Origin of the sequence: Pseudomonas helleri (assembly GCF_009600315.1) — a bacterium.
Taxonomy (GTDB): domain Bacteria; phylum Pseudomonadota; class Gammaproteobacteria; order Pseudomonadales; family Pseudomonadaceae; genus Aquipseudomonas; species Aquipseudomonas helleri_A.
The window spans coordinates 1-12,747 of the sequence record NZ_WIWC01000050.1 but is presented as its reverse complement, the minus strand read 5'-3'; the positions used below and the strand labels follow the sequence as shown (position 1 = coordinate 12,747).

The window sequence follows — 12,747 nt, the reverse complement described above, 5'->3', positions numbered from 1 at the left end:
GACGCTCTCTTTGGTTGAGATTTTTAGCCATTACCGGATCCCCATGAAGGTAATGGCTTTTTTTTAACCCCGCTTGTCCTCTCCTTTAATCCACCAGCCCGCCTGCATTTGGCCCCATGATCAAGCGCCCGTTTTGTCCATCCCGGCCCATGGCCTCGTGGTAGATCACCCCACCCTGAACTAGGCTCCCTGCCCAAACCATTCATGCGTTTGAGGTCGGTATGCACCTGGGGAAAAAGATTTCAAAGCCTGAGCGCCTGTTTTGCCAGTATTACCGCTGGATTCATGCCACCCGCATCAGCCTGGCATTTGTGGTCACCTTTCTGGCCATTCGTTATTTCAAGCTCGATGGCGCGTCCTACGCATTGATCACCATGCTCATCGTCATGGGACCGCAACCCTATTGGGGCAATGTGTTTTCCAGGGCACTGCAACGCACCGGCGGCACGGTACTGGGTGCGTTGTCCGGTCTGGTGGCGCTCTATCTGGAAATCCACTCCTACCCGCTGATGCTGTTGTGGTGCGGGGTCATGATGTTTATCGCCGGCTACCTGACACTCGGCAAGCACCCGTATATGGCCCTGTTGATCGGCGCCACCCTGGCGGTGGTCAGTTGCGCACCGCCCAACGACATGGAATCGGCGATCACCCGCAGTGTGTATGTACTGGCAGGCTCAGTGCTGGCCATGCTCTATACCAGCATTTATCCGCAACGGGCCTATACAGATTTGCGTATCAAATTCAGCCAAAGCCTCGACAAGATCAACCACCTGTACGAAGGCTATTTCTCACCCCGAGTGCTGGAGCGACCCGCCCTCGACGACCAGCTCAAAGATGAACTGGACGCCGTAATCAAGCTGCGTAATTACATCACCCCGGCCAGCAAGGAAACCAACCTCAAGGCCAGTGTGTTCGAATCCATGCAAACCCTGCACCGCAACTTGATAGCGACCATGGCCCTGATGATTGATGCCTACTGGTCCTCCAATGAAAACCATAAGCTGATTGAAAGTGAGTCATCACTCAATGACCTGCATCGTCTTATTCCGCAGGCTCTGGAATCGCTGCAAAACAAGCTGGTCATGGGGATATCGGACAATCAGATCAGTGGTGAACTGCGTCAAAAAGCACGAGACCTGCACAAACTGGTCCTCGAAAGCATCAAGGACAAGGTCTACGAACCGCCTTTTTATGCCTACATCTGGCTGACGCTGGAAATGCTTCGGCAATTGACCGAGTTGAACGATCAACTGCATGCCGCGCTTTACGATAAAGGTCATCGCCATTTGTTCAAAAACAACCAAGCCCCTCCTGAAAAATAGGAACTTTCTTACGTATTTAGATGACATATCGCACTAAAAAATTAACTTATTCAGCATAGAACAGCCGCTAAATCGTGTTGATCAAGCGCAATAAAAACCAATAACTAGTTGTTTATTAAAGGTTTTATAAGCAACTAGTGGCTGCTGATGCATGTCAACCCTCCATCCCCTTATGGCTGTTCCGTCACTGGCCTGCTGAAATTTATGGTCTAGGCTCTGATCGCGCCCGTCTTAATGGATTTATACGGTTGAGCATCATGACCTTGAAACCCGTAAAACACTCCACACACCCTGATCCAAACCCTGTGCATGTGATCGATATGCGCAGGCTTTTGCATGCGCGCAGTCCGGCCAAATCCGGCGCTTCAGTTCTTTAATGTTTACCGCACTGTAGATAGGAGGGCTTATGCAGCTCACCCCGAGAGAAATCGACAAACTGATGATTTACACCCTGTCGGACGTGGCGTTCAAACGAAAGGCTCGCGGCTTGAAGTTGAATTACCCGGAGGCTGTTTCGATTATCACCGTGACCGCTCTGGAAGGCGCACGCGATGGCAAATCGGTTGAAGACGTGATGAATGAAGCCAGCAAAGTGCTGACAAAAAATGACGTGATGGACGGCGTCTGGGATCTGGTGCCCAACGTTCAGGTCGAAGCGATCTTCACCGATGGCAGCCGCCTGGTCACGGTCCATGACCCGATCAAATAACGCCTGCTTTGAAGCCGATTAACGCAAACAGCACCGTTTTGAGGAATCAGTCATGAGCACCAAAAAACCCGCTGCACCCGAAAAAAACGCCAGCCCGCATCAGGACACTCACCCCGCCCACCACATCCCTCACGCCAAGAATCCAGGCGGCGTGCACACCGGCGATGAAGCCAATGTCCCGCTGGGCGGCACCATTTATGCCAGCACGCCGATCACCTTCAACGAAGACCGCCCTTCGATCAAAGTCAAAGTGCGCAACACCGGTGACCGCCCGATTCAAGTCGGCTCGCACTTCCACTTCTTCGAGGCCAACCGCGCCCTCGCCTTCGACCGCGAAGCGGCCTATGGCAAGCGCCTGAACATCACCGCCACCACCGCCATCCGTTTTGAACCGGGTGATGAGATTGAAGTGTCGCTGGTGCCGTATGGCGGCAAGCAAACCCTCTATGGCTTCAACAATCTGGTGGACGGCTGGGCGCCGCAAAGCAGCGTCAGCGGCAAAGAACGCCCGGAGAAACTGCAAGCCATCCAGCGCGCAGTCGAGCGCGGCTTCAAGTTCAACACGCCGCCAGCCAAGTAACCCATTCGCAGACTGTGCACACGCGCCGTTGATTGATTGACGCCCGCGCGGCATTAGAAAAAGAGCCACCGATGCCAACTATTTCACGCAAAGAATACGCAGGACTATTTGGTCCGACCGTAGGCGATAAAGTTCGCCTGGGCGACACCAACCTGTTTGTCGAAATTGAAAAGGACCTGCGCGTATATGGCGAAGAGTCTGTCTATGGCGGCGGCAAATCGCTGCGTGACGGCATGGGCGCCAACAACCACCTGACCCGTGATAACGGTGTGCTCGACCTGGTGATCACCAACGTCACCATCATCGACCCGATTCAGGGTGTGATCAAAGCCGACGTCGGCATTCGTGACGGCAAAATTGCCGGTATCGGCAAAAGCGGCAACCCCGGCACCATGAACGGTGTGACCACGGGCATGGTGGTCGGCGTGAGCACCGACGCCATCTCCGGTGAACACCTGATCCTCACCGCAGCCGGGATCGACAGCCATATTCACCTGATCTCGCCGCAGCAGGCTTACCACGCGCTGTCCAACGGTGTGACCACCTTCTTCGGCGGCGGTATTGGCCCGACTGACGGCACCAACGGCACCACCGTGACCCCCGGCCCGTGGAACATCGATAAAATGCTGCGCGCCGTTGAAGGCTTGCCGATCAACGTCGGCATTCTGGGCAAGGGCAACTCGTTCAGCCGCAACCCGTTGGCCGAACAAATCATCGCCGGTGTAGCCGGTCTCAAGGTTCACGAAGACTGGGGCGCAACCTCAAACGCCTTGCGTCACTCGCTGCGTACCGCTGACGAGTTTGATATTCAAGTGTCCGTACACACCGACAGCTTGAATGAATGTGGCTATGTCGAAGACACCATCGACGCCTTTGAAGGTCGCACCATCCACACCTTCCACACCGAAGGTGCCGGTGGCGGTCACGCCCCGGACATCATCAAGGTGGCCAGCCAGCCCAACGTACTGCCCAGTTCCACCAACCCGACCCTGCCCTACGGCGTTAACAGCCAGGCCGAGTTGTTCGACATGATCATGGTCTGTCACAACCTCAACCCGAACGTGCCAGCCGACGTTTCATTTGCCGAAAGCCGCGTGCGCCCGGAAACCATCGCCGCCGAAAACGTACTGCAAGACATGGGCGTGATTTCCATGTTCTCCAGTGACTCGCAAGCGATGGGCCGGGTCGGTGAAAACTGGCTGCGGGTGATTCAAACCGCTCACGCGATGAAAGTGTCACGGGGCAAGTTGCCGGAAGACAGCGGCGACAACGACAACTTCCGCGTACTGCGCTACGTTGCCAAGATCACCCTCAACCCGGCCATCGCCCAAGGGATCAGCCATGTGCTGGGCTCGGTCGAAGTCGGCAAAATGGCCGATCTGGTGCTGTGGGACCCGCGCTTCTTCGGGGCCAAGCCGAAGATGGTGATCAAGGGCGGCATGATCAACTGGGCCGCCATGGGTGACCCGAACGCTTCCCTGCCGACCCCGCAACCGGTTTATTACCGTCCGATGTTCGGCGCGTTCGGCAAAACCCTGCAAGACACCTGCGTGACCTTTGTGTCCCAGGCCGCGCTGGATGATGGGGTCAAGGAAAAATCCGGATTGGACCGTCAGGTGATGGCCGTGCGCAACTGCCGCACCATCTCCAAAAAGGACCTGGTGCGTAACGACCAGATGCCGAAAATCGAAGTCAACCCGGAGACCTTCGAAGTGAAAGTCGATGGCGTGCACGCCACGTGCAAGCCCATCGACATCGCCACGATGAACCAGCGTTATTTCTTTGGCTAACGCCTGAACGGGAGCCCGCCTGCGGGCGGGCCATCCTGGCAAATGATCAAGGAAGGAGTCAGCAACGTGATTTTGATTGAACACATTCTGGGCAACGTCAAGAAAGACCCGGCCTGGCAACACAAGCTCGAAGGCGCCACGGTCGACGTGCTGGTGCTGGACCAGCGCGAAGCGCAAAAAAGCCGTTGCCGACGCACCAGTCAGGCTGGCCGTGACCTCGGCATCTCGCTGGAACGCAATGTGGTACTGGCCGACGGCGACGTGCTGCTCTGGGACGAAGCCACCCGCACCGCCGTGGTTGTGCAACTGAACCTGCGCGACGTGATGGTGATTGACCTCAAGGAGCTCAAACAACAGCCGCAGGACGTGCTGATCAAGACGTGCTTCGAGCTGGGCCATGCGCTGGGCAATCAGCACTGGAAAGCCGTCACTAAAAACAACGAGGTGTACATCCCGCTGACCGTCGAAACCAAAATGATGGACTCGGTGATGCGCACCCACGGCTTCGAGCATTTGCCTTACGCCTTTGTCGGCGGCGCGCAGATTCTGCCCAACCTCACCACCTCCGAAGCGCGCCTGCTGTTTGGCGGCGCCGAAGAAACCGACACCCACGTTCACGTGGCCAGCCCGCAGGACAAACTCGACGCGGCGGCCTTGAAGATCGAAGGCCTGCACAGTCATGGCGACGGCATCAGCCACAGTCACAGCCACGACCACGGCCACACGCACCACGACCATAAGCACTGACCCCGGCATAAGGCGCGACCATGAAGGCAGCAGATCTCATCCGCATCATGCAGTTCGGCGATTCGGTATTGCCGGTGGGAGCATTCTCGTTTTCCAACGGTGTTGAATCCGCGGTGCAGACCGGCATCGTGCACGACGTGCCGATACTCAAAGGCTTTGTATTAACCGCCCTCAAACAGGCTGCCAGTTGCGACGGCATGGCGGTTGTGGCCGCCCACCGGGCCGCCGTTGCCGATGACCGCGAGGGTATTTTGCGGGCCGACTGGGCCGTGAATAACCGCAAACTCAACGAAGAAAGCCGCCTGATGGCCACGCGCATGGGCAAAAAACTGGCGGAAATGTCGATCCATGTGGTCGAGACCCCGTTGGTGCGCTGGTGGCTGGAACAAATCAAGGCAGGCAATGCCGCAGGCACCTACCCCGTCACTCAGGCGGTGGTCATGGCAACCCAAGGCATTGGCGCCCGCGAAGTAGTGGTCATGCACCAGTACGGTGTGGCCATGACCATCCTCAGCGCCGCCATGCGCCTGATGCGGGTCACTCACCTGGACACCCAGCACATCCTCTTTGAGCTCAACCACGACATCGAAGCCTTCTGCGACATTGCCGAAAACGGCGACATCGAGCAGATGTCTTCCTACGTGCCGATTGTCGATGTACTGGCCGCCGTCCACGTCAAAGCCCACGTACGACTGTTTATGAACTGACACCCGATGCCTCGCGTTGACCCATGTCGACGCGCAATCAGCTTCCATTTTTGTTAAGGAACGTCCTGTGAAAAAGATTACCCGTATTGGTATTGGTGGCCCGGTTGGTTCAGGCAAAACCGCGATCATCGAAGTGATCACACCGATCCTCATCAACCGTGGCTACAAGCCGCTGATCATCACCAACGACATCGTCACCACCGAAGACGCCAAACAGGTCAAGCGCACCCTCAAGGGCATCCTCGACGAAGACAAGATCCTCGGCGTAGAGACCGGCGCCTGCCCGCACACCGCCGTGCGTGAAGACCCGAGCATGAACATCGCGGCGGTCGAGGAAATGGAAGAGAAATTCCCCGACAACGACCTGATCATGATTGAAAGCGGTGGCGACAACCTGACGCTGACCTTCAGCCCGGCGCTGGCCGACTTTTACATCTACGTGATCGACGTGGCCGAAGGCGAAAAAATCCCGCGCAAAAACGGCCCGGGACTGGTGCAGGCCGACATTCTGGTGATCAACAAAATCGACCTCGCGCCCTACGTGGGGGCCAGCCTGGACGTGATGGAAAGCGACACCAAAGTGGTGCGCGGCAACCGTCCTTACATCCTCACCAACTGCAAAACCGGTCAAGGCATCGAAGAACTGGTGGACATGATTGAGCACATGTTCCTGTTCGCGCAAAAACCGGCGGCCAAAAGCGAGGTCACTGCATGAATGCGCAGAGCCAGAACATCGTGAACACGCCTTCACGGATTCGCGCTCACGCCTTGGGAACGGACGCGCCGGAGCTGGCTGACTATCAGAACGAGCCGCCGCAAATGGAAAGTGGCGCGGTCGGTAAAAGCGGCTACCTGCGTCTGGGCTTTGAGAAGCGCGGCCATCGCAGCGAACTGACCGACATGGAGCGACGCGTTCCGTCCCTGGTGCAGCGGGCCTTGTACTGGGATGAGGAAATGCCCGAACTGCCCTGCGTGACCATGATTTCCACATCGGGCTGCATCCTGCAAGGCGACCGTCTGGCCACCGACGTCAACGTGGGGCCCGGCGCCTGCGGACATGTCACCACCCAGTCAGCGACCAAAGTGCATTCGATGAATGCCAACTATGCCTCCCAGATCCAGCACTTTCGGGTTGAGGAAGATGGCTATCTGGAATTTATGCCAGACCCGCTGATCCCACACCGTGATGCACGGTTTATCACCGACACACAGATCAAGATCCACCCTACGGCAACGGCGATTTACTGCGAAGTGTTGATGTCAGGGCGCAAGTATCACCACGTCGATGAACGTTTTGGTTTTGACGTGTATTCCTCGCGAGTCTCGGCCGAAAACCTTGAGGGCAAGGAATTGTTTGTCGAGAAATACGTGTTGGAGCCAAAAAAGGAAAGCCTGGACGCCATCGGCGTCATGCAAACCTTCGATGTGTTCGGCAACGTGGTGTTGCTCACCCCGAAAGAACATCACGACCGCATCGTCGAGAGGGTTCCGGCATTGTTTGACATGAAAGCCGGGCTGGCAAGCGGCGTCACCCGTTTGCCGAATAACTGCGGACTGATTTTCAAAGTGCTGGGCAATGACAGTGGCGAAGTCAAAGCGCAAATCCGCGAGTTCTGGAAAATCGCCCGGGAAGAAATTTTGGGGCGCACCTTGCAGCCACAATTTTTGTGGCGCTAAGCCCCACCAAAAAACCCGTAGCAGCGGACGAGCGCAGCGAGGCCGCGTCCGGCTGCGCAGCAGTCGTTAATGATGCGAGGGCTGTGCCCTCGGACGCGGCCTCGCTGCGCTCGTCCGCTGCTACAAATACTCAAACGCCCGCACGGCTATGCCAATCGAGAGGACATCACCATGGATGCTACCGCCCCCACCTCAAAGTGGTCACAACTGGCCAGCCAAAACGCCGTCATTGAGTTTATCGATGTCACCTTGCGCGGCTGTGCTCAGGTCATGTTCCAGAACAACCCGCTGACCGGCCTGTTTTTCTTTGCCGCGATCTTTGTCGGCGGCTTCGGCGAAGGCAACCCGGCGATGGCCTTCGGCTGTTTATTGGGCACCGTCGTCGCCACTTTATTCGGCATGCACCTCAAGGACCGCGCGTCCTGGAAGGCCGGGCTTTACGGCTACAACGGCTGCCTGGTGGGCGCTGCGCTGCCGACCTTTCTGGCCAACACACCGACACTGTGGCTGTGCATCATTCTGGGCAGCATTGTTTCGGTCATCGTCATGATCTGCATTGCCGACATCCTTAAAACCTGGAAAGTCGCCGCCCTCACCGCCCCCTTTGTGCTGGTGACCTGGGCCATGCTGCTGGCCAGCTATGCCTTCACCGGGCTGGATGGCAGCGCACTGCCTACACCGGCACTGGCTCATCCGCTGGTACAGGACAGCGACCTGGCGTATTCAGCCTCGCAGTTTGTGCACAGCACGCTCTATGGCATTTCTGAAGTCTTTCTGATCAGCAGCGTGATCGCCGGCCTGCTGTTTCTGATCGGTCTGGCCGTGGAGTCATTATGGGCCGCTGTTTTCGCTATCTGCGGCACAGTTCTGGCGGTACTCACGGCCATGTTTTTGGGCGCTGACCAGGCCAGTGTCAACAACGGCATGTACGCCTTCAGTGCCGTGCTGACTGCCATTGCGCTGGGTTCGACCTTCAACACGCCGAGTTGGCGCGTGCTGATTTATACAATCGTCGGCGTCATTTTCACTGTCTTTGTGCAGGGTGCCATGAATACAGTGTTGACCCCAGCTGGCATACCGACCCTGACCATGCCCTTTGTGCTCGCTTCCTGGCTGTTCCTGGTGCCGAACAAAGACGTGATGCCAGCTCACCGCCAATAATATTTGCGACATTCGCAGGAATCACGTCATGACAGCCATCGCTCAGTTATCCGCCACCGCCGAGCCCACCAGCACCACACGCCGGGCGATCTACTTGTTGATCGGGCTGGTCGCCGCCAACGTGCTCGCCTGGGCCTGGGCCTTTATCGAGTTCGGCAGCAACCCGGTACTGATGGGCACCGCCCTGCTGGCCTACAGCTTTGGCTTGCGCCATGCGGTGGATGCCGACCATATCGCGGCCATCGACAACGTGACCCGCAAGCTCATGCAACAGGGTAAAAAACCGATTGCCGTAGGCACCTGGTTCTCGCTGGGGCACTCCACCATCGTGGTGCTGGCCTCCTTTGCGATTGCTGCCACGGCCATGGCCTTCAAGGATGACATGGAGTGGTTTCACGAAACCGGCGGCCTGATCGGCACGCTGGTGTCGTCCGTTTTCCTGCTGCTGTTTGGCCTGCTCAATCTGGTGATCCTGATCTCGGTGTACAAGAAGTTCAAACAGGTCAAGGCGGGACAGACACTGGCCCCTGAAGAACTGGACATGCTGACCGCCAACAAAGGTGGCTTGATGGCGCGCATCTTTGGCCGCCTGTTCAACTTGGTGAATAAAAGCTGGCACATGTACCCGGTAGGTTTTCTGTTCGGTCTGGGTTTTGACACCGCCACCGAAATCGGTCTGTTGGGCATCAGCGCCACCAGCGCCTCACACGGCATCAGCCTGTGGTCGATCATGGTGTTCCCGGTGCTGTTTGCCGTAGGCATGGCGCTGATCGACTCACTGGACAACTTCGTCATGATCGGCGCTTACGGCTGGGCATTCTCAAAACCCATCCGCAAGCTCTACTACAACATCACCATCACCGCCGCCTCGGTGGTCGTCGCGTTGTTTATTGGCGGCATCGAAGCATTGGGCCTGATCGCAGACAAACTGCAACTGACGGGCGGCGTCTGGACACCCATCAATGCCATCACCGAAAACTTCGGTGAAATCGGTTACTGGATCATCGCCCTGTTTGTGCTCTGCTGGCTGGTGTCAGCGGCCAATTACTATGTGCGCGGCTATGACCGGTTACCCGCCAATGCCGTCTGATCCGACCTGCGTGTGGCAGGCCGAAGAAGCTGACCTACACTCCCCTCACCCCTTAACAGACGCGTCGTAGGAACTATGACTTTAATACAGGACGTAAAAACGCGATTTTCGTTTGCCTACGGGGTCGCCTTTCTGGTGGCGCTCAACGGCTTCTTACTCTTCTTGCCCGTGTTGCAACGTGGTGTGGCGCACGCCAACGCCGCCGGGGGCAATTTCAGCACTTGGAGAGAAGCGCTCAGCTTTTTGGCCTTGCTGGAAATCCCCGGTTTCGTGGTGGGGTTTGTGCTGCTGCTGATGTCGCTGGGGCTATTAATCAAGTCGCGAATCAGCTGGTTCTTCGCCTTGCTGCTGTTGATTGCCACAGTGTGCGTGGATTTTTTCATCCTGAAAAAACCCGACGGCGTGACCTTCTTCTCACTGTTCACCATCGCCGTACTGGGCTTTTACTGGCGGCGGTTTGACCACTACAGCCTGGCCACCGGCAGCTTTTTTGCGGTGGTCAGCATCGCCTCGTTGATCGTCTACAGCACCCTCGGCACCTTGTACCTGGGCGACCAGTTTTCGCCTGAAGTGACCGACCTGCCGGCAGCGTTCTACTTCGCCATTGTGGTCATGTCCACCGTCGGTTTCGGCGACATCGTGCCGCACACCACCGACGCCCGCTTCTTCACCCTTACGGTGATCATTCTGGGCATCACCATCTTCGCGATCTCGGTGGCGTCCATTGCCGGCCCGCTGATCAGCAACAACATCCAACGAATCGTTAAAGGCAGGATTACCCACATGGCCCGTAAAAATCACTACATCCTCGTCGGCGTTGGTTCACTGGCTCAAAACGTCTATAAAGGCCTGACTGACCGCGGCGAACACGTCACCGTGGTAGCAGCCCCCGGCAGCCATCATGACCTGCCGGAACACGCCGACATCATCGAGGGCGATCCGTCGGCGGCCTCCACCCTCAAACTGGCCGGTGCGGCGGATGCCAAGTACATCGTGACGTTGGGTGACAGCGATGCCGAAAACGTCTTTACCATCCTGGCGGCCAAAGAAGTGGCCGGCGACGATACTCAAGTGATTGCCTTGGTCAACGAAACCCGCAACATGCCCAAGGTCAAACGCGTTAACCCGACCATGGTGCTGTCGTTGCCACTGCTGGGCAGTGAGCTGCTGGTGCGCACCCTGCAAGGCGATCAAATCAACAACGACCTGATCACAGAGATGTTCTTTGGCAAGCGCACCTCGCTGGCATAACACCGTATTTGCGGCATAAAAAAGCCCTCGACTGTCGAGGGCTTTTTCGTGGTGGGTGATTTAGTGCGAAGCGTCTGCGTCAGGCAACGGGCTGACCTTGGCGCCAGCCAGCAGGCCCAGCTCAACGGCGGCAAATCCGATCAGCAGGCTGAGCACCAGATAGCAAATGGAGACAAACACACTGGCGGGGTCTTTCATCATTTCCACGGCGCCGAAAACAAAGCTTGAGAACGTCGACAGCCCGCCCATGATCCCGGTGCCGACCATTACGTGCACGTATTGATTGATGCGATTGCTCTTGAACAGTGACGTGGCGACGCCCAGCAAAAAGGCCGCGACGATATTGGCGACAAAAATGTCCATGGGAAAGCCATCGGCCAGACGTGGCACCGACAGCATCACAAACTCTCGGCACATAGCGCCAAACGCGCCGCCGACAAAGATCAGAATGATCAGATTCAACATAACGAGAACTCCAGAGTCAGCGCGCCAGCCAGGCGCCGAAAGCGGCGGCGGCCAGACCGACCAGTACCGAGATAATCAAATAACCGGCGGCCCATGCGCGGTCACGTGCCTTGGCCAGCTTGGCGGCATCCAGTTGCATGCTGCTGAAGGTGGTGTACCCGCCGAGGATGCCGGTGAGCACGGCGGCGTTCAGGAAGTCGCCGTAGCGGTCGCGCCAATCGACTGTGAACAGAATGCTCAAATAGCCGATGACGAAAGCACCGCTGACGTTGATCAAAAACGTCCCCAGTGGAAAGGGGCCTTTGTAAAACTGGCCGACGCGCAGGCCGATCCACCAGCGCAACAGCGAGCCGAGGCCGCCCCCCAAGCCGACCCAGAAAACGTCCAGTGCAGTCATGAAATTCCCTCTCGTGTCTGTGGATGAGTGGAGGGAACTCTAGTTGATAAACAGCGCCTGCGAGGGCTCTCTCACCGTAGCCGTTGCGGCAGGCAGTTTCCGAGTACGCAGCGCTCGTTTACGCGGGGCGCAAACGCCACCCCAGTACATCCAGCAAGTCGCAGCCATCACGCAGCAGGATCATCGCCACGGTGGCGATGTGTTTGAGGTCGATCGCATCGGCCAGCTCAACATCACGGTGGGCCAGGGTTTCCATCAACTGGGTCGCAGCCAGCACACGGGCTGCTGCATTGGCATGGAGGACATCGACCGGGGCGTTGCGGTCAATCAATAAGGCGGGGATCAGGCAGTCGATGGCAGTCATCGGGATAAGTGGAGTGTTCGTCATGAGTCAATTCCTAAATGTTTGATGAGAGCCACCTGCATTTGTCGCCAAACAAATACAGGTGGCCACTGTGCGCGGGTTGGCGAGCCGGAAACATTTAGGAACCCCGGCAGATCCGAAGATCTCCCACGCACAGCAGCCATAAAGCATCGCGGTGCAAAATACACGCTCAGCTAGATATAACAACTGATAACTAAATGTTTTCAAGGTCGCCAAACCCGGTCGCCCTAAAGCGAGCGCTGACTATAGGCGTCGCCCAGATGGCCCCGCAATTGGCAAACACGTACGAAACATCCCGAATTCAAGTGAGGAAACACGAGCTCTTAGCTTTTAGCTTTTAGCTTTTAAAACAATTTCACTGCTGCCACCGAAATAGTGGGGACGACACAGAGGCCCCTCACAGGAGGCTGAACGCAGGTGCTGTTATGGGGGTGGCGAGGCAGGACGCCGAGCCAGCCGCGATCGG

At 57.2% G+C, this 12,747-nt stretch carries 14 protein-coding genes; 11 read left to right on the top strand and 3 right to left on the bottom strand.

Annotation, left to right across the window (positions count from 1 at the left end):
- The first annotated feature begins 221 nt into the window (after positions 1-221).
- From GHN86_RS20945 to kch, 11 genes are all read left to right on the top strand, one after another.
- Positions 222-1,322: an FUSC family protein gene (locus GHN86_RS20945; protein ID WP_153381991.1), complete on the top strand. Its 1,101-nt coding sequence runs from the start codon at positions 222-224 to the stop codon at positions 1,320-1,322.
- A 406-nt stretch (positions 1,323-1,728) separates the two neighbouring features.
- Positions 1,729-2,031 carry an urease subunit gamma gene (locus GHN86_RS20940; RefSeq protein WP_122784420.1) on the top strand — a complete coding sequence of 101 codons (303 nt, stop codon included), beginning with the start codon at positions 1,729-1,731 and terminating at the stop codon, positions 2,029-2,031.
- Between the two features lie 52 nt (positions 2,032-2,083).
- Entirely contained in the window at positions 2,084-2,611 is a 528-nt protein-coding gene (locus GHN86_RS20935) for an urease subunit beta (RefSeq protein WP_153381993.1), read from the top strand.
- A 71-nt stretch (positions 2,612-2,682) separates the two neighbouring features.
- Positions 2,683-4,401 (top strand): urease subunit alpha, encoded by a 1,719-nt coding sequence (locus GHN86_RS20930; RefSeq protein WP_153381995.1) that lies wholly within the window; start codon positions 2,683-2,685, stop codon positions 4,399-4,401.
- 66 nt (positions 4,402-4,467) lie between these two features.
- Positions 4,468-5,148, top strand: coding sequence for an urease accessory protein UreE (ureE, locus tag GHN86_RS20925; protein WP_323369515.1), 681 nt, complete (start codon positions 4,468-4,470; stop codon positions 5,146-5,148).
- 20 nt (positions 5,149-5,168) lie between these two features.
- Entirely contained in the window at positions 5,169-5,855 is a 687-nt protein-coding gene (locus tag GHN86_RS20920) for an urease accessory protein UreF (RefSeq protein ID WP_153387239.1), read from the top strand.
- A 67-nt stretch (positions 5,856-5,922) separates the two neighbouring features.
- A complete protein-coding gene (ureG, locus tag GHN86_RS20915) occupies positions 5,923-6,570 on the top strand; it encodes an urease accessory protein UreG (protein WP_323370001.1) in 648 nt (215 codons plus the stop codon).
- Positions 6,567-7,532, top strand: coding sequence for an urease accessory protein UreD (locus GHN86_RS20910; RefSeq protein ID WP_153382002.1), 966 nt, complete (start codon positions 6,567-6,569; stop codon positions 7,530-7,532). Before ureG ends, GHN86_RS20910 begins: the two co-directional genes overlap by 4 nt.
- A gap of 171 nt (positions 7,533-7,703) precedes the next feature.
- The gene (gene yut / locus GHN86_RS20905; protein ID WP_153382004.1) at positions 7,704-8,693 is read left to right on the top strand and encodes an urea transporter; all 990 of its coding nucleotides are present in this window, start codon (positions 7,704-7,706) and stop codon (positions 8,691-8,693) included.
- A gap of 28 nt (positions 8,694-8,721) precedes the next feature.
- Positions 8,722-9,783 carry a HoxN/HupN/NixA family nickel/cobalt transporter gene (locus GHN86_RS20900; protein ID WP_153382006.1) on the top strand — a complete coding sequence of 354 codons (1,062 nt, stop codon included), beginning with the start codon at positions 8,722-8,724 and terminating at the stop codon, positions 9,781-9,783.
- A 75-nt stretch (positions 9,784-9,858) separates the two neighbouring features.
- Complete coding sequence (kch, locus tag GHN86_RS20895; protein ID WP_153382008.1) at positions 9,859-11,034, top strand: voltage-gated potassium channel protein; 1,176 nt, start codon at positions 9,859-9,861, stop codon at positions 11,032-11,034.
- 60 nt (positions 11,035-11,094) lie between these two features.
- Here the strand turns inward: kch and crcB (GHN86_RS20890) are convergent, their stop codons facing one another.
- The 3 genes from crcB (GHN86_RS20890) to GHN86_RS20880 all read right to left on the bottom strand — a co-directional run bounded on the left by crcB (GHN86_RS20890) (position 11,095) and on the right by GHN86_RS20880 (position 12,284).
- Complete coding sequence (gene crcB, locus GHN86_RS20890; protein WP_153382010.1) at positions 11,095-11,499, bottom strand: fluoride efflux transporter CrcB; 405 nt, start codon at positions 11,497-11,499, stop codon at positions 11,095-11,097.
- Between the two features lie 16 nt (positions 11,500-11,515).
- Positions 11,516-11,896, bottom strand: coding sequence for a fluoride efflux transporter CrcB (crcB, locus tag GHN86_RS20885; protein ID WP_153382012.1), 381 nt, complete (start codon positions 11,894-11,896; stop codon positions 11,516-11,518).
- 118 nt (positions 11,897-12,014) lie between these two features.
- Positions 12,015-12,284 carry a short-chain dehydrogenase gene (locus GHN86_RS20880; RefSeq protein WP_153382014.1) on the bottom strand — a complete coding sequence of 90 codons (270 nt, stop codon included), beginning with the start codon at positions 12,282-12,284 and terminating at the stop codon, positions 12,015-12,017.
- Positions 12,285-12,747: the final 463 nt, after the last annotated feature.